A 22,669-nucleotide genomic window follows, 5' to 3' on the forward strand; every position below is an offset into this window, starting at 1 on the left:
ACGTCCTCCTCTATCCAATCCACCCATTCTCTGTCGGGGTACTGCCAACCTCTATGAGTCAAACAAGCGCAGGCCGCTGCAATCAAGCGGCCATACGAAAAATGAACCGCCAGACCAGAGAACGCGAGACATCGCGCTGTCCGGCCTGCAAGCCCGGCTGAGTCTCAAGCCCCGAACGCCCCGCTCTGGCGAACGCCTGCGAAAGCGCGCCAGCACCTCGCCTACGCCGAGACGACGGCTTCTTCGTCCTCCAGACGAACCGAAACGAGCTTGGACACGCCGCCCTCCTGCATGGTCACGCCATACAGCACATCGGCTTCCTCCATCGTTCCCTTGCGGTGCGTGACCACAATGAACTGCGTCGACTCGGAAAACTCGCGCAAATATTCGGCGAACCGCGAAACGTTCGCTTCATCCAACGCCGCCTCGACCTCATCCAGCACGCAAAACGGCACCGGCTTGACGCGAATGATCGCAAACAGCAGCGCAATCGCCGTCAGCGCGCGTTCGCCGCCAGAGAGCAGCTGCAGGTTTTGCAGCTTTTTGCCCGGCGGCTGGGCGACGATTTCAATGCCGGTGTCGAGCATATTGTCCGGCTCGGACAAGATCAAATCGGCCCGGCCGCCGCCGAACAGCTTGGCGAACACGACGACGAAATGCGAGCGGATCGCGTCGAATGTCGACTTGAAGCGCTTGGACATCTCCTGGTCCATCTCACGGATGACCTGATACAGCGTTGTTTTCGCTTCAATCAAATCGTCCTTCTGCGCGCTCAGAAATTCGTAACGCTCCGACACGCGAGCATATTCCTCAATCGCGCCGAGGTTCACGTCGCCAAGCGAAGCGATTTCCCGCTTTAGCTCGCGCACCTTGTTTTGCGTGCCAAGCACATCCTCCGGCACCGGATAACGCTCCTTGGCCAGCTCGTAGCTCAGTTCATATTCCTCGGCCAGCTTCTTGAGCAGATTCTCCAGCTCCACGTCCAGCCGCGTCACCCGCACCTCGGTCTGGTGCAGCTGCTCTTCGACCTGCTTGAGCTGCATCCGCTGCTCGCGCGTCTGGCTCTCCTCCAGCTCCAGTTGGCGCTGCCATTCGGCCCGCGCCGCCCGCTTGAAGTCGATCTCCTCTGCGCATCGCAACCGCCGCAGCTTCAAATCGTTCAGCTGCTCGATCTGCTGCACGGACTCCTCGGCGAGCGCTGCCATATCCTGCTCCAGCTGCGCGAGCAGCGCACGGCTGGCCGCCGTTTCCTGTCCCGCTTCGGCGAGGTCCTGCTGCTGCCGGCGCTGCTGGTCCTGCAGCGACAGCTTCTCCTGCTGCAGCGAAGCGACCTGTACCTTCAAATCGGTCAACTGCGTCTGCAGCTCCTCCTTGGCCGATTCGCTCGCCTTACGCGACAGCTCCGCCTCGCGGATCGCCTGCTGCAAGGAAGCTTCCTCCTCCTGCAGCCGGGCGAGCGCCGCTTCCGCTTCGAGCTTCTTCGCCGCATAGTCGGCCCGCTCCTGCTCCAGCGCCGCGCGGTCCTGCCCGTCGAGCGACAGCTGCTCCTCGACCGTGCGGCTTTCCGCTTCCAGCGGATTCAGCTCGGCCCGCGCCTGCTGCTCCTCGATGCGCTTCTGCTCGCCCAACTGGCGCAGCTGCTCGACGGCGTGCATGTCGGCGGCGATGTCGCGCTTCAGCCCGCCCGCCTTATCCTTCAAGCCGCCAAGCTGGCTCTCCGACGCGCGGATCTCGCCGTCCAGCTCCTCGATCTGCCGCTGGCGGCCGAGCAGGCTCGTCGTCTTCTTCTGCAAGCTGCCGCCGGTCATCGAGCCGCCCGGATTGACGATATCGCCCTCCAGCGTCACGACGCGATAACGGTATTGCCCCTTGGCGGCAATATGGTTCGCGTCCTCCAGCGTCTCGGCAATGATCACATTGCCGAGCAAGCTGGCAGCGATATTCTTGTACTCCGGCTCGAACGACACCAGCTCGACGGCAATGCCGACGAAGCCGCGCGACGCGCGCAGCGCGCCCTGCTCGTGCTCGGGCACAAAGCGGCCGCGGATCACGTCCAGCGGCAGGAAGGTCGCGCGCCCGAGCTGCCGTTTTTTCAGAAACGCAATCGCTTCGCGGCCATGCGCTTCGGTTTCAACGACGATGTTCTGCAGCGCAGCGCCCAGCGCCGTTTCAATCGCGACCTCGACGTTCGCCGGCACCTTGACCAGCTCCGCCACCGCGCCGCGAATGCCGCGCAAATCCTGACGCTTCTTCGCTTTGAGCACTTCCTTGACGCCGTGCATGAAGCCGTCGTAATCGTCGGCCATCTCCTTCATCGTATCGCGGCGCGAGGTCAGCGCATCGAGCTTCTGCTCCCACTTGCGCACCGTGACCAGCGCCTCGTCGAGCAGGCTTTGCTTATCCTTGAGGCTTTGCGATTTCTCCGCATAGGACGTTCGAATCTCGTCGATCGCCTGCAGCGCCGCTTCCAGCTTCGCAGTCAGCTCCGCCTTGCGCTTGACGATTTTCTCCTGCTGCTCCGACCATTTCAAGCGCTCGTCCGCCAGCCGCTCCAGCCGGCGGGCCAAGCTCTCCGTCTGCTGCTCGGCATAACGAATCTCGTTGCGCGCCTGCGCCATCCTGTTCAGCGTCTCCAGCAGCTCGCCCTTGAGCTGATCCTCGGGAGCCGAGCTGATGCCGCCGTTCACGCCAAGCAGCCGTTCCTCTTCTGCCGCCAGACGGGCCTGATACTCAAACAGCGACGCGCCGATGCGTATGATGCTTTCGCGCAGCTCGCCCAGCTCCGCTTCCTTATCGAGCCTCCGCTGCTCCTGCAGCGCGAGGGTCGTCGCCAATTGCTGGCGGTTGGCCGCGTAGTTTTTGCTCCGCTCCTTGAGCACCTCGCCGTGCCCCTCGCATTTCTCCAGCTCCTCGCTCAGCGTCAGCAGCGTTCCTTGCAGCTGTTCCAGCTCCTCTTCAAGCCTGCGGCTTTCCCAGCGGTGCTTCTCCAGATGCGCGTCATGCTGATTGACGATTGTCGCCAGCTCCGTCTGCTCCTTTTGCAGCAGCTCCAGCTTTTGCGTCGCTTCCGTCCACGACACGTAAATCTGGTCGATTTGATGGACGTACATCGCGATTTCGCTCGTTTTCAACCGCTCGCGCAGCTCTTTGTAGCGCAACGCCTTCTCGGCCTGCTCACGCAAAGGCTCGATCTGATCCTCCAGCTCCGAGACCAGGTCATGAATCCGCAGCAAATTCTGCTCCGTGTCAGCCAGCTTCTTCTCGGCCTCACGCTTGCGCGATTTATATTTGACAATCCCCGAGGCTTCTTCAAAAATTCCCCGGCGATCCTCCGATTTCGTACTCAAAATTTCCTCGATCCGGCCTTGGCCGATAATGGAATAGGCCTCTTTGCCGATGCCCGTATCCATGAACAGCTCCGTGATGTCCTTGAGGCGGCAGGGCTGCTTGTTGATCAAATATTCGCTGTCCCCGCTGCGGTGCACCCTGCGCGTAACCGTGACCTCGTGAAAATCGAGCGGCAGCGCCTGCGAGCTGTTGTCCAGCGTCAGCGACACTTCCCCATAGTTGACCGCCTTGCGCGCATCGCTTCCCGCGAAGATGACGTCTTCCATCTTGCCCCCGCGCAGCGATTTGGCGCTTTGCTCGCCGAGCACCCAGCGGATGCCGTCGGAAATATTGCTTTTGCCGCTCCCGTTTGGTCCTACGACGGCCGTAATGCCGCGCACGAATTCCAGCTCGGTTCGGTCCGCAAACGATTTAAAACCGGATAATTCAATCCGTTTCAAAAACATGCTCTCACCTCAAGCCTTATTGTACCATAACCCCCGGCAAATAGAGAGTCCCTGTCAGGGCTCCCACCTTGAAAAAGCCTGCCCGCACGCGGCCCGTCCGGTCAAGCACGCCACAGCGCCCACGCGTCGTTCCGGCGTTCGTCCGGCAGGCCCGCAGCCTGCCTGAATGCAAGAAAAAGGCAGCCTCAGCCGCCTTTTCCTTCAACTCTATGCCGGACCTCATCGGCCGTCCTCACTTGCGCTCAGCGCTCCACGCGCACGTTCAGCTTGGCCAAGGCGCGGGAAGCCGCCTGCTGCTCCGCTTCCTTCTTGGAGCGACCGGAGCCTGCGCCAAGCAATTCGGCGTCCATATGCACCTCGGCGATAAATTCCCGTTCGTGAGCCGGGCCCCTCTCATCGACAATCCGATACTCCAGCAAGCCCAAGCCATGATGCTGGGTATATTCCTGAAGCTGGGTCTTGTAATCGACGACAAGCTGCTTGCCTTCACCCGACAGCGTAGCAAACATATGCGCTTTCAGGAACGCCTTGACACTGTCAAGGCCCTGATCCAGATACAACGCCCCGACGAACGATTCGAATACATCGGCCAGCAGCGCGGGCCGGGAGCGGCCGCCGGTCATTTCCTCGCCTTTGCCCAGCAGCACAAACGCGCCGAAATCCAATCTCTCCGCAAAGGTGACCAGCGACGGCTCGCAAACAATCGAAGCGCGAAGCTTGGTCAGCTCCCCTTCCGAGCGGCCGGGATACGTTTCATATAAAAACTCGGAAACGGTTAGCTCCAGCACCGCATCGCCCAGAAATTCCAAACGCTCGTTATCCTTATGGCCCGCAATCCGGTGCTCATTGACATATGATGAATGCGTAAAAGCCTGCCGCAGCAGCTCCGTCCGGCGAAAAGCAATGCCGATTCGAGCTTGCAGCTCTTTCAGATCCCGGTTCATAACGGTCCTTCACCACCCCAAGTGCGTGTTATTGCTCGTGTCGGTCGCGGGAGTGCGAATCAAGCCTCGTACTTTTTCAGTACGATGGTCGCGTTATGACCGCCAAAGCCGAAGGAGTTGGACATGGCCACCTTCACGTCGGCTTGACGCGCTGTGTTCGGCACATAGTCAAGATCGCATTCAGGATCGACATTATCCAGATTGATTGTCGGCGGAATGACGCCGTTTTGCAGCGTTAATCCGCAGATGACCGCTTCGACGCCGCCCGCTGCGCCGAGCAGATGGCCGGTCATCGATTTGGTCGAGCTGACGGCAACCTTGTAAGCATGCTCGCCCAGCGCTTTTTTGATTGCGGTCGTTTCCGAACGGTCGCCCACATGCGTGGACGTGCCATGCGCGTTGATGTAGTGAATCTCTTCAGGCGCAACGCCAGAATCCTTGATCGCCCGCGCCATGCAGCGCGCCGCGCCGTCCGGATCGGGATCGGTCATGTGATACGCGTCGCCGCTCATTCCGTAGCCGATAACCTCGGCGTAAATGCGCGCGCCGCGCTTCTGGGCATGCTCCAGCGATTCGAGAATCAGAATGCCTGCACCTTCGCCCATGACGAAGCCGTCGCGGTCCGTATCAAACGGGCGGCTGGCGCGCTCGGGATCGTCATTGCGCGTGGACATCGCGCGCAGCGCGCAAAATCCGGCTACGCCAATCGGCGTAATCGTCGCTTCGGCGCCGCCGCAAATCATCACGTCGGCGTCGCCGCGTTGAATCATTTTGTACGAATCGCCGATGGAATGCGTGCCGGTCGCGCAAGCGGTCACAGCCGTGCTGTTCGGCCCCTTGGCGCCCGTCACCATTGACACCTGGCCCGAAGCCATGTTGGCAATCATCATCGGTATAAAAAACGGGCTGACCCGCTTAGGTCCTTTCTCCAGCAGCGTGCGATGCTGCTCCTCCCACGTCGACAAGCCGCCGATGCCGGAGCCTACGGAGACGCCAACCCGCTCGGGATCAGCATCTTCCTGCACGTTCAGGTTCGCGTTCTCCAGCGCCTTGATCGCCGCCACAACGGCAAACTGTACGAAGCGGTCCATGCGGCGGGCTTCCTTGCGGTCCACATATTGCTCAATGTTGAAATCCTTCACGGATGCTGCGATTTGCGTAGGGTATTCGCTGACGTCAAAGCTCTCGATCAGGCTGACGCCGGATTTGCCCGCCGTCAGGTTGCTCCAGAACGTTTCCAAATCTTGACCAAGCGCAGTCACAACGCCCATTCCGGTAATAACGACTCTGTTCATGTATGTACCCACCTTTATATCTGAAAACGTCATATGTTCGCCAAGGCGAAGATGGAGAGAAGTCCCGTCTTGATTAGAACGGGACCTGCTGGATTGTTACGTATGAGATTGTATGTAATTCACAACTTCTCCCACAGTAGTAATCTTCTCGGCATCATCGTCGGAGATTTCCAAATCGAACTCATCTTCTAATTCCATAACCAATTCTACTACATCGAGAGAATCAGCTCCTAAATCTTCTTTAAAAGAAGCTTCAAGGTTGACTTCAGACTCTTCAACCCCAAGACGGTCGACTACGATTTTCTTAACACGATCCAAAACGTCGGACATCCGGTTCACCTCCTCTTTGGTATTATACGAGAATCTCGGACAGAATGCCAGTAGGCAATTGTCGCGATAATCGGGCGGATTCGGCAGCAGCGCTCCGCTCATGTGCTGAGGAGCAAACCGCGCCTTGCCGGCCGGTTTTACATATACATGCCGCCGTCCACATGAATCGTCTGGCCGGTCATATAAGAAGCATCCTCGGATGCGAGGAAGCGGACAGCCTTGGCAATATCTTCGGGCTTGCCGAAGCGGGCCATCGGAATCTCCTTGAACAGTTGCTCGCGCATAGATTCAGGCAGCTTGTCCGTCATATCGGTTTCGATAAAACCGGGCGCCACGCAGTTGACGGTAATATTGCGGGCCGCCAGCTCCTTCGCCAGCGATTTGGTCAAGCCGAACGTCCCGGCTTTCGCCGACGCGTAGTTGACCTGACCCGCATTGCCCATTGCGCCGGAAATCGACGAAATATTGATGATCCGCCCCGAACGCTGACGCATCATTTCACGGGTAACAGCTTTGCAGCAGTTAAAGACGCCCTTGAGGTTGGTTGCAATAACCTCATCGAACTCCTCTTCCTTCATGCGGATGATTAAATTATCTCTAGTTATCCCCGCATTATTCACGAGAATATCGATTTTGCCGAACGCTTCGATCGTTTGCTTGACCAGACTTTCCGCTTCTGCAAAACGACTGACGTCGGCCTGCAGCTTGATGGCCTTGCGGCCCATCGCTGTAATCTGATCGACCACCTCTTGTGCGGCCGCTTCGCTGCCGGCATAGTTCACGGCGACGTCGGCTCCGCATTCTGCCAGATGCAGGGCGATGGCGCGGCCAATGCCGCGCGAAGCGCCAGTGACCAGCGCCGCTTTTCCTGATAGCGTCATAACCAATCTCCTCTCTGATCCAAGTTAATCTCTCGTATCCCCTTGATGCTGCTTATACGTGCAGCTTGAAGCTGTTCAGCGTCTCCACCGTGCCGACAGACACTACGCGCGCGTTTTTGTCAACCTTCTTGATCAGACCGGCCAGCACGGTGCCCGAGCCAAGCTCGACGAACGTGTCGACGCCTTCGCCGATCAGATAAGCGATCGTGTCTTCCCACAATACCGGAGAATACACCTGCTCGACGAGCAGACGGCTGATTTCGGCGGGCTCTGTGACCGGGCGCGCCGTTACGTTGGCGACAACCGGCACCGCTGCCGGGCTCATCGGCACCGCCGCCAGCGTAGCCGCAAGCCGTTCGGAAGCGGGCTTCATCAGCGAGGAGTGGAACGGTCCGCTGACCTCCAGCGGAATGACCCGTTTGGCTCCCGCTTCCTTGCCGCGCTCGCCGACGGCGGCGACGCCTTCCCTGCTGCCCGAGACGACGATTTGTCCCGGGCAGTTCACGTTGGCGAGCTCGACGACGTGACCCGCTGCGCTGATGTCTGCGCACAGCGCAGCCAGCGCCGCACGTTCAGCGCCGAGCACCGCCGCCATTGCGCCCAGGCCGCCGGGAACGGCCTGTTCCATAAATTCGCCGCGCGCCCGCACCGTGCGGACCGCGTCCTCAAAGCCGAGCACGCCGGCTGCAACAAGCGCGCTGTATTCGCCGAGGCTATGTCCGGCCACGAAATCCGGCTTGACGCCGGCTGCCGCAAACGCCTCAAGGAACGCCACGCTCGTCGTCAGCAGCGCCGGCTGCGTGTTGACCGTCAGCTTGAGCTCCGCTTCCGGACCGCCGAAAATCAGCTCCGATAGCTTGAAGCCCAGCGCTGCGTCGGCGCGGTCGAAATACCCTCTGGCCGCCGCGTCCTGCTCATACAGATCGCGGCCCATGCCGACGGTTTGCGAGCCTTGGCCCGGAAACACAAATGCGATTTTACCCATTCGTCATGTCCTCCCTTATCGTTACCAGATCAGCGTCGAAGCGCCCCACGTCAAGCCGCCGCCAAAGCCGACCAGCAGCAGGCAGTCGCCTTCGCGCACGCGGCCTTCCTCGACCGCCTCGGCCAAAGCTACCGGAATCGACGCCGCCGACATATTGCCGTAGCGGTGCACGTTGATCATGCACTTGTCTTCGGTCAGATCCAGCTTGCTGAGCGCCGATTGAATGATCCGGTTATTCGCTTGATGCGGAATGAGCAAATCGATGTCGTTTTTGCTCATTCCGGCTTTGCGCAGCGCCTCTTCCGCAGCGCTGCCCATAATGCGCACGGCAAATTTGAACACTTCCGAGCCAGCCATATAAATATAATGCAGGCGTTGATCAACGGTATCGTGTGTCGCCGGGTTGCGCGAGCCGCCGCCGGAAATTTTGAGCAGCTCGCCGCCCGCTCCATCCGCGCCCAGCTCGAACGATTTGAACCCGCGACCTTCCGGAACCGCGCCGATGACCACGGCTCCCGCGCCGTCGCCGAACAGCACGCACGTATTGCGGTCGGTGTAGTCGGTAATCGTCGACAGCGCGTCTGCGCCGATGACCAGCGCGTATTTATAAATGCCGGTGGCAATAAAGTTGGCGGCATTGGCCAAGCTGTAAATGAACCCGGAGCAAGCCGCCGACAAGTCGAAGGCCGCAGCGCGCTTGGCGCCCAGCTTGTCCTGCAAGATGCAGGCCGTCGACGGGAACGCCATATCCGGCGTAATCGTCGCGACAACGATCAGGTCGATATCCTCCGCTGTCAATCCCGCGTTTTTCAAGGCGATCAGCGACGCCTCATAGGCCAAATCCGACGTAGCTTGTCCCGGTGCGGCAATTCGCCGTTCGCGAATGCCGGTGCGGCTGACAATCCATTCGTCGTTCGTTTCTACCATCGTTTCCAGCTCTTGATTGGTCAATATGCGCTCCGGCACATATTTGCCCGAGCCGAGTACACCGACAGGTGTTAATTTCATGTTGTCCACTCACTTCCCCTGACTGATTTCCGCAGATATGGCTCCCACCAAGTCGTTTTGCAAAGCGATACGGGCTTGTCTGACCGCATTTTTGATCGCGTTGGCGTCGGAGGAGCCGTGGCTTTTCAGCACGAGTCCGTCGATGCCCAGCAGCGGTGCTGCGCCGTGCTCCGAGTAATCCAGCTTTTTGCGGAATTGGGTCAAACCCGGTTTTAAAATCAAGGCGGCCAGCTTGGTCCACAACGTTTTCGTAAACTCCTTGCGGAGCGTGGAAAATATCGCTGATGCCGCTCCTTCCAACGTCTTGAGCATAATATTGCCCACGAAGCCATCGCAGACGATGACATCGCATTCCGCTCTGAGCACGTCGCGCGACTCTACATTGCCAATGAAGCGAACCGGGGCTGTCTCTAATAAAGGATATGCCGCCTTTGTCAATTCATTCCCCTTCATCGCTTCCGTGCCGACGTTCAGCAAGCCGACGCGCGGCTCCTTGATACCGTGTACCTTGGCGCGGTAGATGCTCCCCATCACCGCATACTGGCGAAGCTGCTCCGCCGTCGCGTCCATATTGGCGCCCAGATCGAGCGCCAGCACGCCGCTGCCGTCCATTGTCGGAATCATCGGCGCCAGCGCCGGTCGCTCGATGCCGTCAATGCGGCCGACGACCAGCAGTCCCGTCGTCATCAGCGCGCCGGTATTGCCTGCAGAAATCATCGCTTCCGCCTGTTTCTCGCGGACCAATCGTCCGGCGACTACCATCGATGCGTCCTTCTTGCGACGTACGGCCTTCACCGGCTCGTCGTCAGCCGCAATCACTTCGCTTGTATGAAGAACCGTCAGGTTCTCCGGACGCTGCTCGCCCAAATGCGCTTCGATCGCGGCGCTGTCGCCGACCAGAACGATCCGGACATCGCTCCATTCCTTGGCCGCAGCCAGCGCCCCCTCCACAATGACCTTAGGGGCGTGATCGCCGCCCATCGCGTCAATCGCTATCCGCATGAAGCGCCTCCTCTTTTATGCCTGTTCCTTTTTAGAATGAAAGATGATGAAATTGCCGCGAAACACCACTTCGTCGCCGACGTAGGAAAACACCTCGACCCGGGCCTTGCCCTTGGAGATCGAGCGTACGTACGCCTTGGCGATACATTTCTCACCGAGCCGCACCGAACGCACGAACCGGATGTCCGCCGATGCCGTCAACGCGATCGGATCGTCGATCACCGCTACCGCCAGCGAGTTCGCCTGCGAGAAGACGTGGTGGCCGCGCGCGATTTTCGTCCTGGAAAATACATGCTCTTCCCTGATTTCAAAAATGGAGATACCGCTCTGATCGAGCTGAATGTCGATCACCTCGCCGATGACCTCGTCAATCGGCAGCGAGCGTACCTGATCGTACGTTTTGGCGGCCATGTGCTTCAACCGCTCGCGCAGCTCGGGAATGCCCAGCTCCAGCCGGTCCAGACGAACCGTCTGTATGCTGACGCCGAAGGTGCGCATCAGTTCCTCATCGGTCATAAACGGGTTCGCTTCTATCGCTTGCATCAATTGCTGCTGACGCTGACGCTTAGGAAGACGTTCGATGACAAGCACCACCTTGTCCCTAAAATCCTGTTATATCTCATCTTATTACCAGATACTAAGTTGTAGTATATTAAATTTACGGATAAAAGGAAAGGGAAATGCACAAAAAAAATAGCACCTCACCGATGATGAAGTACTATCGATAAAACTATGCTTTTACGATCTCTCTTCCTTTGTACGAACCGCAAGTTTTGCAAACGCGGTGCGCCAGCTTCAGCTCGCCGCATTGGTCGCATTTCACCATGCCCGGCACTGCCAATTTAAAGTGAGTACGGCGCTTGTCGCGACGTGTCTTGGACGTTCTTCGTTGAGGTACTGCCATGTTCCCACCTCCTTCAACTAATTCAACTTGCTTACTGCTCTTTAAAGAAATCAGCGAGCCCCGCGAGGCGAGGATCGATCTTCTCCTGCTTACAGCCGCAATCGTGCTGATTGCGGTTGGCGCCGCATACGGGACACAATCCTTGACAATCATCCTGGCAAAGCGATATGTAAGGCAATCCCACTACGACGTTTTCTTCGATAAAGGGTGCAAGCTCCACCGTGTCCTCGTTGACGACATGAATGTCTTCCTCCGGGTCGGCGCCTGCAACCGGCTGCAGGGCAAAGCCCTCCTGGAACGGCAGCTCCAGCTTTTGCCGGACATGCGACAAGCAACGCGAGCAGCTGAGCTCCAGATCGACCGCCAGCGTGCCGCCGACTTTGACGATTCCGTCTTCATGCTGCGCATGAAGCTCGACGTGCACGGGTCCATGAGCGACAATGTCCGAACGGCCGGCGAATGCGGCGTCCAGCGGCATGTCCTCTTGCAGCTGAACCGCGTGCCCTTTTTGAACCAGATCCTTCAGATGAAGCCGCATCATATTCACCCCAAACAAACAAAGATTATTATATCCAGTTCACTCGCATTTTGTCAATACAAGAAATGAGAATCGCTGGTGAAACCGGCCTTACGGGGCCGGAAGCTCCTGTAAATAACGCAGCGCGTCGTCCATCGTCGACACTTCGACAATTTTCATCTTCGAGCCGATTTCCTTGGCCCGTGCTACTGCATCGGAATAGTTGCGAATTTGCGTGCCATCCGCCAGCGTCAAGTCTTTGGGGGCAAAAAAGATTTCCGCTCCGGCCTTGTCGGCAGCGACGATTTTGTGCTGAATGCCGCCGATCACCCCAACGGTGCCGTCGGCTTCAATCGTCCCTGTTCCGGCGATGCGATGGCCCTTCGTAATGTCGCCCGGCGTCAGCTGATTGTAAATCTCCAGCGAAAACATCAAGCCCGCCGAAGGACCGCCGATTTCACCGGCCTGAATCGTGATCTGCTTTTGCGCATCGTCGGCGGCGACAGCCTGCATATCGGCAGGCACAACGCCCAGACCGGCGCGCGGAGCCGAGGTATCGCCGGCTTCCTGCGGCAGCAGCTGCAGCGCCAACGTCCGGCTGTACACGTTGTCGCCGCGCTTGAACGACAGCTTAACCTGATCGCCGGCCTTTTTCCCCGATACGTAGTCGATCAGCTCATTGGATTCGCCAATCGGCTTATCATCAACCTGCAGCAGGACGTCGCCGGGCTTGAATACCTTCTCGCCGGGCATGCCCGCAACGGTTTTGAGCACCATGACGCCCTCGTGCCTGATATGGAAGGGAACTCCGGCTTTGCGATACGCCGCTTGAATCGCGCTGGCCTGCGAGGTCAGCATGACGTATTCCTGACGCTGCGAATATTCGCTTTCGCTTTCCCCCTCGCGAAATACGCTTTCCTTGCGCTGGATCTCCTGATATTTGTTGAACAGGGCAGCCGTATAATTCAACACGTTGGCGTCGGCGACACGCACCGTCGTCAGCATCAGCGAGCCGGTCTCTGCGTCCGCACCTGCTTTCACCTGCACCATCGGACCCACGGCTTCGGCTGTGCCCGGCATGAAGATAAAAAAAGGAAGCTGCATGAAAAACAGCAAATACAACGCGACGACGCCGATCAGCGCCCCCAGCAGATAACGTCGGGAAGCGCCGAGACGCGGCGGACGATAGTTGTCCCCCGAGCCTGTTCGAATGTGATGGTCTTCGTTCTCAGCCATGCCGGTTCTCCTTCCGACGGCTCATCCGACCCGCCTTTGCGCCGGCCCGGACGAACCTTTAAGCTTGGTCTAATCCGCTGTCTGGCAGCGTACACATGTAAGCAAGATTTCGAAGATGAGGTGATCCTTATGCAGCGTTCCGCATCCCGTCCGGGCCGCAGCTTCGCAGCGACGCTGCTGCTCGGCGCCTTGGCCGCCGCCGTGGTCGCCAGCGTCGTCGCCTTCCCCGACCGCGCCTTTCAAGCTTCGCTGCAAGGGCTGACGGTGTGGTGGAAGCTTGTGTTCCCGGCATTGCTGCCCTTTCTGATCTTGTCCGAGCTGCTCGTCGGCTTTGGCGTCATTCATGCCCTCGGCACGCTGATGACCCCCTTGATGCGCCGGGTATTCGGCCTGTCCGGCTTCGCCGGCTGGGCCTTGGCGTCAGGTCTGGTCATAGGCTTTCCCGCCGGGGCGAAAATTACCGCAGATTTACGCGAAAAGCAGCTGATCACCCGCCGTGAAGCGGAGCGGCTGGCTGCCCTGTCGCACGTGTGCAGCCCGATATTTCTTGTCGGCGTCGTCGGCGCCGGCTTTTTGCACAGCGCCAGGCTCGGCTTGGCGCTCGCTGTCGTGCACTACGCCGCTGCGCTGCTGACCGGCGTGCTGCTGCGCGTTCGCCGACCTGGCGCAACGCGGCAAGGCGCGGCGAACGACGCTGGCAGCGCGATGGCGGACGGCGGTCTGCTCGCGCCGCCAAGCCGCGCTGCGGACGACGCCGACGGCGCGTCGCTGATCCGCCAGGCGCTCCGCGCGATGCGCGCCGCCTACGTGCGCGACGGCCGGGCCTTCGGCAAGCTGCTCGGCGACGCCGTCGTGTCGTCGGTGCAGACGCTAATGCTGGTCGGCGGCTACATGATGATATTCGCCGTCCTTGCCCACGTCGCAGCGTCGGTGCGCCTGACCGCTGCCGTCGGCTTGCTGGGCCGGTCGCTCGCCGGGCTGCTGGGCGCAGCCGAAGCCGTGGACGCGTCCGCTTGGGTGCAAAGCGCCCTCGACGTCCACCTCGGCAGCTATGCGCTCAGCCAAGCCGGCGGCCTGCCGCCCGCTGCGCTACTCGCGCTGATCGGCGCGGCGCTCGGCTGGGGCGGCTTGTCGGCGCACGCCCAAGTCGCCGGGCTGCTGCACCGCACGGACGTCCGCTACGCGCCGTTCCTGCTCGCCCGCTGCGTGCACGCCGGCCTCGCCTTCGCGCTGACGCTGCTGCTCGCCCGGCCGCTCGCGCCGCTGTGGAGCGGCGCCACGCCGAGCCTCGCGCCGCTTGGCGCTGCCGGCAGGACCGGCGCGGGCCTGACCGCCGACGCCGCGCTGGCTGCGGCGCAAGCCGCGGCGGCTTACGGCTGGCCGCTGGCGCTCGCGCTCGTCACCGGCGCGCTGCTGCTGGCTTCGCTGGCGCTGCACGGCTTGCGCCGGCGCAGCCGCGGTCCGCGCGCGGAGTGACGCGGCGGCTTGCTTTTTAGAGCGATACCGGATATTTCAGCTTCAGCGCCTCTTCCACCTCTGGCGGCACCAAATCGCCGACTGGCCCGTGAAAGCGGGCGATTTCCTTGACGATACTCGAACTCAAATACGAATATTTCGGCTTGGACGTCATAAAAAACGTCTCCACATCCTCATTCAGCTTATGGTTCGTAGACGCCATCTGCAGCTCGTATTCAAAATCGGATACGGCCCGCAGGCCGCGAACGATCAGATTGACATTTTTCAGCTTCATATAGTTCACGAGCAAGTCGCGGAAGCTGTCGACCTCCACATTCGGCAAATCGCGCGTCACCTGCTGAATCAGCGCCATACGCTCCTCCAGCGAAAATAGCGGATTTTTCGAAGAGTTGTTGAGGACGGCCACAATCAGCTTGTCAAACACCTTGGCCGCGCGGTGAATAATATCGAGATGCCCGTTCGTCACCGGATCGAAGCTGCCCGGATAGACGGCAATCGTAATGCCGTGATCATGATTTTTCATCCTACTCACTCCCTACATTCGGCTCCCGAGTGGTCTCGTAGATCGTCAGCGCCGTATCGCCGTATGCCACCCGGCGGCGTTGGCGCAAAGCCCCCGCTGCTTCCTCCAGCCAGTCCTCTGCGTCGTGCTCCACAACGATAACGGCATCGTCGGCGAGCAGCTGCAGCGACTCCAGCGATTCCAGCAATTCGGCGATCACCTTCATGCGGTAAGGCGGATCGAGAAATACGAGCGCAAACCGCTTCTCCCGCTTGGCTAACGCTTTCAGCGCGCGGAACGCGTCGTTGCGGTACACCTCGGCCTGCTCCTTCAACCCGGTCGCCTGTAAATTATGCAGCACCGTGTCGATGCTTTTCTTCTCCATATCGATAAAAACCGCCCTGCTCATGCCGCGGCTTAACGCTTCAATCCCCAGCCCGCCTGTACCGGCGAACAAGTCCAGCGCCTCGCCCCCGTCGAAGAACGGGCCGATCATACTGAACAGCGCTTCCTTCACCTTATCGGTGGTCGGACGCGTGCTCATGCCCGGAACGGCCTTCAGGCCCCGGCCGCGAGCTGTGCCTGCAATGACTCTCATGCTCCTTCAAAATCCTTCCTGCTGGCTCATTCTCTTTCTCACATCTGATATCGTACCACAACCGAAAACCCGATACAAAAATTTTTCCCTTTGCAGGTATATAATGGCCCAACTCCGGCCACACTTAAATTATCGACATCACAAAATGTCGTAGACAACCGCGGAGAAGACTTACGTTTCCCCATAAGCTCTTCGTCCGGTTTCTCCTCTCCCATGAGGCGGCTGCGCAAGCAGTCGCCGTTTAATTTTGCACTTCTTTGCCGCTCGCTGCAAGCAACAAAAAAACGCGGCCTAAAAGCCGCGCTTCTTCGAATAATACAGCACCCCGATATAATGCGCCGCCATGAACAGCGTCATTACGCCGAAAAACAGCAAATACCCCAGCTCGCCCTGGCGAAAAAGCAGCTGAATGACAAACAGCGCCAACGCCACCACCGTGCCGAGCAAGGTGCGCTTTTTCAACTGCCGTAAATCGGCCTTCGAGTTTTTCAGTCGGCGCAGGTTCATGTACGTCAATCCCGCCAGCACCAGAATCCCCAGCACCAGCGCAACGATATAATTACTCATTTGCGACCCTCTCCCTGTTCATGTTCAAAATCGTTCCGTCCCACGGCCGCTTCAACCTCGGCCCGCGTCGGCATGCCCGCTTGCGCGCCGAAGCGCGTCACGGACAGCGAAGCGGCCGTTACGGCAAAGGCTGCAGCATCGGCGAAAGCGCGCCCTTCGCAGAGCGCTAACGCCAGCGCGGCATTAAACGCGTCGCCCGCTCCCGTCGTGTCTACGGCCTCCGCCTGCGGTGCCGGCACGTTGACCAGCCGTCCCGCATCGAGAAAGCTGCAGCCGTGCCGGCCCTGCGTTACAATCACGCGATGGCCGTATTCGGCTTCCCATGCCGCGAGCACGCGTGCCAGCCCTGCGGACGACAGCTGCTCGACCGGCTCGCCGGTGAGCGTCTCCAGCTCCGTTTCGTTGGGCGTCAGCACGTCAATCCGCCGCAGCAGCTCGGCTGGCAAGCGCCGGGCGGGAGCCGGATTGACGATCACGCGTACGCCTTGCGACGCTGCCGCTTCAACGGCAGCAGCCACCGCTGCGGCCGGAATTTCCAGCTGCACGAGCAAAGCGTCGGCTTGTCCGAGCAGCGCGCGTGCGCGGTCCATTTGCTCCGGCGAGCAGTGAGCGTTGGCCCCCGGCACGACGATAATGCAATTATCCTCCGGCGTGCGCACAATGGTTGCGGTGCCGGTTGGCGCATCGGCGGTGCGTTCGACATGCGGCAGGCCGACGCCTTCGCGCTCCAGCGCCTGTACGATTTGCGCCCCGAAGGCGTCAGTTCCGACAACGCCGATCAGGCTGGTGTCTGCGCCGAGTCTGGCGCAGCCTACCGCCTGATTGGCGCCTTTTCCGCCGGGAATATAGTCGATGTGCCGCCCCGTGATCGTCTCGCCGATCCGCGGCATCCGGTCGGTACTGACGACCAGATCCATATTCAAGCTGCCTGCCACCACGATGCGCGGTCGCGTCATCCCGGCTCCCTCCCTTTGCCTAGTAATGATATTAACTTACATGCTTTGCCTGCCGATGTCGAGTTTTTCGCGTAAAATAACCTGACAACACCACGGATGTCGCAGCCTGCCTGCTTCGAACTGCAAGGAAACGGTTACAAACTTGAAGCAGGGGAACCGACGATAAAGCGCTTCTGAACGGACAATCCGCAAAAAAATCGGCCGCCCCGTAAATACGACGGAAACATTGCGGCGTTTCGCCGCGTCTAATGAAATAACCGGGCAGCGGGGCTTCAAGCCGCGCAGTGTGTAAACGTTGCATTCGCTGCCAACGGACGATAGAAAGGGGATTGTTTATGCGCAGCTTTGGATGTATCGCCGGACTGCTGGCCGGACCGCTGTGGGTGCTGTTATTCGGCGCGCTGCAATTTTGGGGCAGCTTCGGCTGGGGCTTGATGATCGGTCTGCCGATTGTTGGCATTTTGCTCACTTGGCTGTATAAGCCGCTGCAAATTCGCTTTTGGCGCTGGTTTACGATTGGCTGGCTGATCGGGGCGGCCGGGTTCTCGACGTATATTTTGGCTACCTTTGCCTATCGCTTCACGTAGGCCGGTCGGCTGCTCCGCAAGATGAGTTTGACCGCCACCTTGCGCCCGGAGCCGGGCTCTGGGGTGCCGGACCGCGCGCTGTACGGCCGTGGCACCGCAACCATCCACGTTCCACGTATTTCCATAGATATTCGCCCAGCATCCGGCAAACCCTAAAGCCTATCACTTGCTTTAGGGGGATGCTTCATGTACAAATGGCTGTTGTCTGTTATGATAAGCTGCTTGCTGCTCGCTGGCTGCAGCGCTGGTCCGGAGCAACCGCAACGCGCCGAAGCCGGCAGCGCCGCGTTGGACGAGGAGCCCGCCGCAGCACTGCCGCCGGCAAAGACGCAAGATAAGACCCAAAGCGTCGGTCGGGATCAAGACAAGAGCCTGTTAACGGCAGAAGCTTCGCCGTTCGGCGGCGCGCCGCAAGCACGGGCGGCGGGGCAGGCGACGCCCGTTCCGTCAGCACAGCCGTCGCCAACCGTTAGCCCGGGCAAGCCGGCCGCGGCGACTGCGCAAACACAAGATAAAGCGACGGCCAGGACTCCACAGCCGGACAAAAGCAAAAAGCCGTCGCTGCCCGTTCATCGCAGCCATAGTCAGGCGCAGGCAGGGGGCTTGCAGCGCAAGCTGTCGCTGGCTGAGCTCGTGCGCAAGTACCCGGACATCTTCAAGGTCAGCGGGCCTTCCCGCGAGAAAAAAATCGCGCTGACGTTTGACGACGGCCCCGATGAGCGGTTTACGCCGCAGGTGCTCGACGTATTGCGTGAGAACGGCGTCAAAGCGACGTTTTTCGTGCTCGGGTCTCAAGCCAGCGAACGCCCGGCGCTCGTGCGGCGCATGGTGCGCGAGGGTCATGTCGTCGGCAACCATTCCTACAGCCACGCCAACTTGCCCAAGCTGACTGTGGATAAATTTCAAAGCCAGATCGAGAACACAGAAGCCGTTCTCCAGCAGTTGACCGGCTACGCCCCGCGCCTGATCCGGCCGCCCTACGGGGCCATCAACGAGGAACAGGTCAAATGGGTATCGGAGCGCCATTATCTGATCGTCAACTGGAATGTCGACTCGCTCGATTGGAAATCGTTGAAGGCCGATCAGGTGCTCAGCAACATTTTGCGTCAAACAAAGCCGGGCTCGATTATTCTTCAGCATTCCGGCGGCGCTTCGACCCAGGATTTGTCGGGCACCGTGCAAGCGCTTGGCCCCTTGATCAACAAGCTGAAAAGCTCGGGCTATACCTTCGTGACCGTACCGGAGCTGCTGCAGGTGCCCAAAAGCCGCTAAGCCGATTAACGCGCCTTGTGGTCCGACCTCAGTCCGACGACCGACAAGGCAGCCAAAGGATGCTTAACGTGTGCGACGGCCTTGTCGCGAACGCCACTTCCGTACCGCCTGCATGCGTCCCGACGCCGAAGCGCATCCCTCAGGCGGGATGCTTACGGAAACCGGACCGTACAGTCTCCCGCGGCTTGCCTACGCCTAACGCGCAGACAGGTCGGGGGATTTTTTTCGCCCAAACATCAAAAAAAACCGCGGGACCCGCCCGCGGCCAACCTCGATTGCCTTGTTGCCTTGCGGCTTATTGCAGCGCCGAAGCTTCCTTGTTCCCGCGCTTGCAATCCGCACAATAACCGAATATCTCAAAGCGATGATTGACGACTTCAAAGCTGTCCGGCAGTCCCTTGACGAGCGACATCGGACAAAATTCAAAAGTAACCGTCTTCTCGCAATTCATGCAAATCAGATGATGATGATGATGCGACAGGCAGCTCGCCTTGAACTTCAACCCGTCGGCCAGATGAAACTGCTCCAGCACGCCCATCTCGCTTAACAGCCGCAAATTGCGGTACACCGTATCAAAGCTCACGCCCGGATACTGCTCCTTCATATGATCATATACGTCCTTGGGCGACAAATATCCCTCGGACTTGGCGAACAAGGCAGCCAGACTGCGGCGCTGCTCCGTGATCCGCCAGCCCTTTTGCGACATGAGCTGGAGCATCTGCTGAACGTTCTGTGAATGGGTAGCCACGTGCATTACTCCTCTAAAGGTCGAATTGTTCTTTCCTTATATAGTGCCGTAAACCGGCAGGTTTCGTCAAGGTACCTGATCTGGCCCCGGCTTACTGCCCCTGCGGAGTACCGGCCGCTTCCAGCGCCAGCAGCGCGTCACGGATTGCCGATCGGGAAAAATGCTCGCCGATAAATACAGCAACGTCGGGCACATCGCCTTGCGGCGTGATTTTTACAAAATCCATTTCCCGGTAGGCATATTGAAACATAAACCGGCTGGACGTATCCGTGAAGTGGAGGATCCCCTTGGCCCGATATACCTCCTGCGGCAGCGCAGCAACGAAATTTTCAAAGGCTTGACTGTCCACCGCGTTGGCAAAATAATGCGTATACGCCATCACATGATCGTGCGTTGGATGCAGATGCTCCTGCTGCTTGTGCCCGGCATGCCCGTGATCATGCCCGCAGCCCGGCTCGTGCGCATGCTCATCTGTCCCGCATCCGCAGGCCAAAGCTGCCGCCCCGGCCCCGGACGCGGTTCCCCCCGTCTGCGCAGAGCTGCGTTCACGCGTGCCGACCGCCGGAGCCGCTGTTCCTTCGCTGTCCGCCTTTTGCGCCGACAACGTCGCATCGCCGGCTTCCCCGGCCGCCTCAAGCCTGTCCAGCAGCTCCAGATCGATGCGGGCGTAATCGGCCCGTTCCACGCTCGCATGCGCATTCCAGCCGCACACAAGCGCTTCGGCTTCATCGGCTTCCGCAGCCGGCAGCTTGCTGATTTTGTTCAGCACAAGCACATTGGCGCAGCGGATTTGCTCCTGCATCAGCCGGAAGGTTTTGCCGCGGCTTGTCCGGTCCAGCTCCAACAGATGCGGCGTATCGACAACCGTAAGGACGGCCTTGAGATCAATCGGCAGCAGTAAGGAAGCATCGGTCACCTCGTCGATGATTTCCAGCGGGTTGGCAACGCCCGTCGCTTCGATAAACACAAGCCCTGGCCGCTCGTTTAACACCAGCTCGCGCAGCTTCATGCCGAAATCGCCGCGGATGGAGCAGCAGATACAACCGCTGAGCATTTCCGCAGTCGGCACGCTTCCGTCCAGCAATTGACCGTCGAGGTTGATCTCGCCGATCTCGTTCATTACAACCGCCGGGACGCGGCCGGAACGCTTGACGTGCTCCAGCGCTTGCGCAAGCAGTGTCGTTTTTCCGCTGCCCAGAAAGCCGGAAAGAATAAATACTGGGATCGGTTGAGTTGTCATGCTCCTGCTCCTCCTCTGGCTGCATCCTCTTCATTGGCAACGTCAAAACGCTGTAACAAAAGCGGCCACTTGCCAATCATTCCCGATACATATTGCATCAGCTTGAACTGCAGCAAGCTGCCCTCGGCCTGCTCCGGCTTGAGCGGGAGAGGCAAACGGGCATACAAAATGTCCACTGCGCAGGCCAGCAGCGCCATTGCCAAATCGCCTCCCTGAGCTTCCGCCTTCACCGCGTTTGCCTCCGTCATCTGCAGCCGGGGCGCATACACCGCGCAAATCGGTTCAGCCAGCCGGTGCGCAGCAAAATGCTCCGAGCTCATAATGGCGTCCATACCCTGGCCCACCTGGGCGGCGATATCCGTCTCGAAGGCATGCGGAATACAATAAACCTCCAGCGCCAATGCCGCGATATATGCTTCCTTGAGCAAATCATCCTCCTGCGCCTCGGACAATACCGCGTCCGGCACATAAGCCGCAAACGTCGGTTTTACCGCCGGCCAGCCGTGTTCTGCGCTGCGCATCGTCATCTGCATCATCGCAGCAGCGGCCTCCTTGGGCGTAATGATGTTACGCTTGTCTTCCTTCATGACTCTTGTCTCTCCTTATGAATGACTTTCAAAATGAATGACCAGTTCGACGATTTCGCAGCGGCTGCCGATCCTCACCGGCGGTCCCCAGCTTCCAAAGCCGGACGAGACGACGGCGTTAAGCTGCTTTTTGCGCAAATAGCCCCAATCGAGCTCGAACAGTCTGCGCGTAATCAGGTTGCCCGGCGCCATTTGACCGCGGTGCGTATGTCCGCTGAGCAATACGTCAACCCCCGCCGCTACCGCTTTGTCGTATTGGCGCGGCTGGTGGTCCAGCACGATAATCGGCTTGCTCGGGTCCAGACCGGCAAGCAGCTCGGCCAGCTCCTTGCGCCCGTCCGCGAATCCGGAAGCCGCCGCATCCTTGCGTCCGACGATATAGAAAGCGTCCTCGACGCACACGGCCTCGTCCATCAGCAGCCGGACGCCGCTTAACGTCATCTGCTCATGAAACGTCTCCACATGTCCGCCGATGTATTCATGGTTGCCAAGCGAAGCATATACGCCGAGCGGAGCCTGCAAGCCGCGCATCGTTTCGGCCATATTCTGCCGAATAAACGGCGCAATCTCGTCATCAATAATATCGCCGGGCAGCAAAATCAGATCCGGCTTCAGCGCAGCCGCCTGACGAACCAGGCGCTGCAAATGCTTTTTCCGCACCACAGTCCCCAAATGCAAATCGGAAGCGACTGCGACGCGCAACGTCCGGCGTCCCGGAACCGGCTTGGAGACGGTAAATTCGTAGCGGCGTACGATCGGCGACCAGGCGTTGTAGGAGCCTTTGATCAAAATCGCCAGTAAAACGGCAAGAAATGCCCAGCCGAGCACGGGCACATAGACGGACTTGTCCACGCCTCCGACGGCCAGCAGCACAGCCAGCACGTCAACAATCGGCAGCAGCAGCAAGCCGTACAGCACAACGACCAGCCAATAGCTGCCCGCCAGCTTCAATACAATCGCCAAAGGACCTGGCAAAATGCGATGCGCAAACCGCGCAAAAAAGTACGCAAACGCCAGCACGCCAATGCAGGTCCAATAGATTCCGTCGTGAACGTTGCCGAACAGCTCCTGCAAAAATACGCGCCCGTTCCAGCCAATCAGCGCATTAATCAAGCTGACGATGGTCAAAATGACCGCCAGCGTCACAGCAAAACGTCTTCTCATGCATCATGCTCCCGTTTATGGAATTAGTTCTACCTCATATGTACGGATAATAGCCGTTGCCGGTTGCTTTTTTTGC

Annotated in this window: 23 protein-coding genes; 3 read left to right on the forward strand and 20 right to left on the reverse strand. The window is 59.4% G+C overall.

Translation table 11 applies throughout. The features are described from left to right. Nucleotides 1-221: 221 nt before the first annotated feature. The 12 genes from smc to B5M42_RS03310 all read right to left on the reverse strand — a co-directional run bounded on the left by smc (nt 222) and on the right by B5M42_RS03310 (nt 12,896). Nucleotides 222-3,794 carry a chromosome segregation protein SMC gene (gene smc, locus B5M42_RS03255; protein WP_134754926.1) on the reverse strand — a complete coding sequence of 1,191 codons (3,573 nt, stop codon included), beginning with the start codon at nt 3,792-3,794 and terminating at the stop codon, nt 222-224. Between the two features lie 242 nt (nt 3,795-4,036). Next, the gene (gene rnc, locus B5M42_RS03260) at nt 4,037-4,738 is read right to left on the reverse strand and encodes a ribonuclease III (protein ID WP_134754924.1); all 702 of its coding nucleotides are present in this window, start codon (nt 4,736-4,738) and stop codon (nt 4,037-4,039) included. Between the two features lie 59 nt (nt 4,739-4,797). Next, nucleotides 4,798-6,033: a beta-ketoacyl-ACP synthase II gene (gene fabF / locus B5M42_RS03265; protein WP_134754922.1), complete on the reverse strand. Its 1,236-nt coding sequence runs from the start codon at nt 6,031-6,033 to the stop codon at nt 4,798-4,800. Nucleotides 6,034-6,129: 96 nt separating this feature from the next. After that, a complete protein-coding gene (locus B5M42_RS03270) occupies nt 6,130-6,363 on the reverse strand; it encodes an acyl carrier protein (protein WP_134754921.1) in 234 nt (77 codons plus the stop codon). Nucleotides 6,364-6,500: 137 nt separating this feature from the next. Next, a complete protein-coding gene (fabG, locus tag B5M42_RS03275; protein WP_134754920.1) occupies nt 6,501-7,244 on the reverse strand; it encodes a 3-oxoacyl-[acyl-carrier-protein] reductase in 744 nt (247 codons plus the stop codon). Between the two features lie 52 nt (nt 7,245-7,296). Then, complete coding sequence (gene fabD / locus B5M42_RS03280; RefSeq protein ID WP_134754919.1) at nt 7,297-8,229, reverse strand: ACP S-malonyltransferase; 933 nt, start codon at nt 8,227-8,229, stop codon at nt 7,297-7,299. Between the two features lie 21 nt (nt 8,230-8,250). After that, on the reverse strand, nt 8,251-9,237 hold the full coding sequence (locus B5M42_RS03285; protein WP_134754918.1) for a beta-ketoacyl-ACP synthase III: 987 nt from the start codon (nt 9,235-9,237) through the stop codon (nt 8,251-8,253). A 9-nt stretch (nt 9,238-9,246) separates the two neighbouring features. Continuing rightward, entirely contained in the window at nt 9,247-10,239 is a 993-nt protein-coding gene (plsX, locus tag B5M42_RS03290; RefSeq protein ID WP_134754916.1) for a phosphate acyltransferase PlsX, read from the reverse strand. A 15-nt stretch (nt 10,240-10,254) separates the two neighbouring features. Next, the gene (gene fapR / locus B5M42_RS03295) at nt 10,255-10,833 is read right to left on the reverse strand and encodes a transcription factor FapR (protein ID WP_167690096.1); all 579 of its coding nucleotides are present in this window, start codon (nt 10,831-10,833) and stop codon (nt 10,255-10,257) included. 136 nt (nt 10,834-10,969) lie between these two features. Then, entirely contained in the window at nt 10,970-11,143 is a 174-nt protein-coding gene (rpmF, locus tag B5M42_RS03300) for a 50S ribosomal protein L32 (protein ID WP_134754915.1), read from the reverse strand. Nucleotides 11,144-11,174: 31 nt separating this feature from the next. Then, the gene (locus B5M42_RS03305) at nt 11,175-11,684 is read right to left on the reverse strand and encodes a YceD family protein (RefSeq protein ID WP_134754913.1); all 510 of its coding nucleotides are present in this window, start codon (nt 11,682-11,684) and stop codon (nt 11,175-11,177) included. An 87-nt stretch (nt 11,685-11,771) separates the two neighbouring features. Next, nucleotides 11,772-12,896, reverse strand: coding sequence for a SepM family pheromone-processing serine protease (locus tag B5M42_RS03310; protein WP_134754911.1), 1,125 nt, complete (start codon nt 12,894-12,896; stop codon nt 11,772-11,774). A 129-nt stretch (nt 12,897-13,025) separates the two neighbouring features. Between B5M42_RS03310 and B5M42_RS03315 the strand changes: the two genes are divergently transcribed. Continuing rightward, nucleotides 13,026-14,372, forward strand: a complete 1,347-nt coding sequence (locus B5M42_RS03315; protein WP_134754909.1) for a nucleoside recognition domain-containing protein — start codon at nt 13,026-13,028, stop codon at nt 14,370-14,372. A 16-nt stretch (nt 14,373-14,388) separates the two neighbouring features. Here the strand turns inward: B5M42_RS03315 and coaD are convergent, their stop codons facing one another. The 4 genes from coaD to rbsK form a co-directional block, all read right to left on the reverse strand. Beyond that, complete coding sequence (gene coaD, locus B5M42_RS03320) at nt 14,389-14,895, reverse strand: pantetheine-phosphate adenylyltransferase (RefSeq protein ID WP_134754907.1); 507 nt, start codon at nt 14,893-14,895, stop codon at nt 14,389-14,391. Nucleotide 14,896: 1 nt separating this feature from the next. Then, nucleotides 14,897-15,472: a 16S rRNA (guanine(966)-N(2))-methyltransferase RsmD gene (gene rsmD, locus B5M42_RS03325; RefSeq protein WP_134754905.1), complete on the reverse strand. Its 576-nt coding sequence runs from the start codon at nt 15,470-15,472 to the stop codon at nt 14,897-14,899. 291 nt (nt 15,473-15,763) lie between these two features. After that, nucleotides 15,764-16,039, reverse strand: coding sequence for a hypothetical protein (locus B5M42_RS03330; RefSeq protein WP_134754903.1), 276 nt, complete (start codon nt 16,037-16,039; stop codon nt 15,764-15,766). Then, entirely contained in the window at nt 16,036-16,995 is a 960-nt protein-coding gene (gene rbsK, locus B5M42_RS03335; RefSeq protein WP_134754901.1) for a ribokinase, read from the reverse strand. Before rbsK ends, B5M42_RS03330 begins: the two co-directional genes overlap by 4 nt. A 335-nt stretch (nt 16,996-17,330) precedes the next feature. On the opposite strand from rbsK, the gene B5M42_RS03340 reads away from it, so the two are divergent. Both B5M42_RS03340 and B5M42_RS03345 read left to right on the forward strand, forming a co-directional pair. Next, nucleotides 17,331-17,582 carry a hypothetical protein gene (locus tag B5M42_RS03340; RefSeq protein ID WP_134754899.1) on the forward strand — a complete coding sequence of 84 codons (252 nt, stop codon included), beginning with the start codon at nt 17,331-17,333 and terminating at the stop codon, nt 17,580-17,582. Between the two features lie 186 nt (nt 17,583-17,768). Further along, nucleotides 17,769-18,854 carry a polysaccharide deacetylase family protein gene (locus B5M42_RS03345; RefSeq protein WP_230632596.1) on the forward strand — a complete coding sequence of 362 codons (1,086 nt, stop codon included), beginning with the start codon at nt 17,769-17,771 and terminating at the stop codon, nt 18,852-18,854. A gap of 295 nt (nt 18,855-19,149) precedes the next feature. On the opposite strand, the gene B5M42_RS03350 is transcribed toward B5M42_RS03345, so the two are convergent. The 4 genes from B5M42_RS03350 to B5M42_RS03365 form a co-directional block, all read right to left on the reverse strand. After that, nucleotides 19,150-19,608 carry a Fur family transcriptional regulator gene (locus tag B5M42_RS03350; RefSeq protein ID WP_134754897.1) on the reverse strand — a complete coding sequence of 153 codons (459 nt, stop codon included), beginning with the start codon at nt 19,606-19,608 and terminating at the stop codon, nt 19,150-19,152. A gap of 85 nt (nt 19,609-19,693) precedes the next feature. Continuing rightward, nucleotides 19,694-20,842 carry a CobW family GTP-binding protein gene (locus tag B5M42_RS03355; protein ID WP_134754895.1) on the reverse strand — a complete coding sequence of 383 codons (1,149 nt, stop codon included), beginning with the start codon at nt 20,840-20,842 and terminating at the stop codon, nt 19,694-19,696. Continuing rightward, nucleotides 20,839-21,429 (reverse strand): hypothetical protein, encoded by a 591-nt coding sequence (locus tag B5M42_RS03360; protein WP_134754893.1) that lies wholly within the window; start codon nt 21,427-21,429, stop codon nt 20,839-20,841. The genes B5M42_RS03355 and B5M42_RS03360 overlap by 4 nt, the downstream gene beginning before the upstream one ends. Nucleotides 21,430-21,444: 15 nt before the next feature. Then, on the reverse strand, nt 21,445-22,593 hold the full coding sequence (locus B5M42_RS03365; RefSeq protein WP_134754891.1) for a metallophosphoesterase: 1,149 nt from the start codon (nt 22,591-22,593) through the stop codon (nt 21,445-21,447). Nucleotides 22,594-22,669 lie beyond the last annotated feature (76 nt).

The sequence above is a fragment of the Paenibacillus athensensis genome (assembly GCF_004514475.2).
Taxonomy (GTDB): domain Bacteria; phylum Bacillota; class Bacilli; order Paenibacillales; family NBRC-103111; genus Paenibacillus_AL; species Paenibacillus_AL athensensis.

Excerpts from the sequence above, each read along its gene's own strand:
- B5M42_RS03355 (WP_134754895.1), bottom strand. The coding sequence starts at position 20,842 with ATGACAACTCAACCGATCCCAGTATTTATTCTTTCCGGCTTTCTGGGC.
- smc (WP_134754926.1), bottom strand. The coding sequence starts at position 3,794 with ATGTTTTTGAAACGGATTGAATTATCCGGTTTTAAATCGTTTGCGGAC.
- B5M42_RS03315 (WP_134754909.1), top strand. The coding sequence starts at position 13,026 with ATGCAGCGTTCCGCATCCCGTCCGGGCCGCAGCTTCGCAGCGACGCTG.
- B5M42_RS03350 (WP_134754897.1), bottom strand. The coding sequence starts at position 19,608 with ATGCACGTGGCTACCCATTCACAGAACGTTCAGCAGATGCTCCAGCTC.
- B5M42_RS03285 (WP_134754918.1), bottom strand. The coding sequence starts at position 9,237 with ATGAAATTAACACCTGTCGGTGTACTCGGCTCGGGCAAATATGTGCCG.
- B5M42_RS03310 (WP_134754911.1), bottom strand. The coding sequence starts at position 12,896 with ATGGCTGAGAACGAAGACCATCACATTCGAACAGGCTCGGGGGACAAC.
- fabD (WP_134754919.1), bottom strand. The coding sequence starts at position 8,229 with ATGGGTAAAATCGCATTTGTGTTTCCGGGCCAAGGCTCGCAAACCGTC.
- B5M42_RS03345 (WP_230632596.1), top strand. The coding sequence starts at position 17,769 with ATGTACAAATGGCTGTTGTCTGTTATGATAAGCTGCTTGCTGCTCGCT.
- plsX (WP_134754916.1), bottom strand. The coding sequence starts at position 10,239 with ATGCGGATAGCGATTGACGCGATGGGCGGCGATCACGCCCCTAAGGTC.
- rsmD (WP_134754905.1), bottom strand. The coding sequence starts at position 15,472 with ATGAGAGTCATTGCAGGCACAGCTCGCGGCCGGGGCCTGAAGGCCGTT.
- B5M42_RS03305 (WP_134754913.1), bottom strand. The coding sequence starts at position 11,684 with ATGATGCGGCTTCATCTGAAGGATCTGGTTCAAAAAGGGCACGCGGTT.
- fabG (WP_134754920.1), bottom strand. The coding sequence starts at position 7,244 with ATGACGCTATCAGGAAAAGCGGCGCTGGTCACTGGCGCTTCGCGCGGC.
- B5M42_RS03330 (WP_134754903.1), bottom strand. The coding sequence starts at position 16,039 with ATGAGTAATTATATCGTTGCGCTGGTGCTGGGGATTCTGGTGCTGGCG.
- B5M42_RS03365 (WP_134754891.1), bottom strand. The coding sequence starts at position 22,593 with ATGAGAAGACGTTTTGCTGTGACGCTGGCGGTCATTTTGACCATCGTC.
- fabF (WP_134754922.1), bottom strand. The coding sequence starts at position 6,033 with ATGAACAGAGTCGTTATTACCGGAATGGGCGTTGTGACTGCGCTTGGT.
- B5M42_RS03340 (WP_134754899.1), top strand. The coding sequence starts at position 17,331 with ATGCGCAGCTTTGGATGTATCGCCGGACTGCTGGCCGGACCGCTGTGG.
- rbsK (WP_134754901.1), bottom strand. The coding sequence starts at position 16,995 with ATGACGCGACCGCGCATCGTGGTGGCAGGCAGCTTGAATATGGATCTG.
- rpmF (WP_134754915.1), bottom strand. The coding sequence starts at position 11,143 with ATGGCAGTACCTCAACGAAGAACGTCCAAGACACGTCGCGACAAGCGC.
- B5M42_RS03360 (WP_134754893.1), bottom strand. The coding sequence starts at position 21,429 with ATGAAGGAAGACAAGCGTAACATCATTACGCCCAAGGAGGCCGCTGCT.
- coaD (WP_134754907.1), bottom strand. The coding sequence starts at position 14,895 with ATGAAAAATCATGATCACGGCATTACGATTGCCGTCTATCCGGGCAGC.
- B5M42_RS03270 (WP_134754921.1), bottom strand. The coding sequence starts at position 6,363 with ATGTCCGACGTTTTGGATCGTGTTAAGAAAATCGTAGTCGACCGTCTT.
- rnc (WP_134754924.1), bottom strand. The coding sequence starts at position 4,738 with ATGAACCGGGATCTGAAAGAGCTGCAAGCTCGAATCGGCATTGCTTTT.